Below are 255 nucleotides of genomic sequence, written 5' to 3'. Positions count from 1 at the left end.
TAATAGTACTGTGATCACAACCCTCGATGACATTAGTATTATAAAAGTTGATTTTAAAGTGCCTGAAAAGTATTTAGCTCAATTGAAAAACGGAATGATTGTTCGCACTCAAAACGATGCTTACCCTGATCAAACCTTCAGCTGTAAAGTAACCCATATAAGCTCACGAATCGACTCAATCACTCGCAGTGTAGAAGTAACAGCAAGTTTTGCTAATAAATCAGGTTTACTTCGCCCAGGTATGTTGCTTAATAC

General features: G+C 36.9%; 1 protein-coding gene. It reads left to right on the top strand.

Going from position 1 to position 255, the window contains the following annotated elements:
- Positions 1–255, top strand: a 255-nt coding sequence (locus AAEY62_RS23490) for an efflux RND transporter periplasmic adaptor subunit (protein ID WP_350636866.1), incomplete at both ends; no start/stop codon positions are given.

Source organism: Pseudoalteromonas sp. GW168-MNA-CIBAN-0100 (assembly GCF_040309225.1).
Classification (GTDB): domain Bacteria; phylum Pseudomonadota; class Gammaproteobacteria; order Enterobacterales; family Alteromonadaceae; genus Pseudoalteromonas; species Pseudoalteromonas arctica.
The sequence above is the reverse complement of the archived record's forward strand: the minus strand, read 5'-3'. Positions and strand labels throughout refer to the sequence as shown.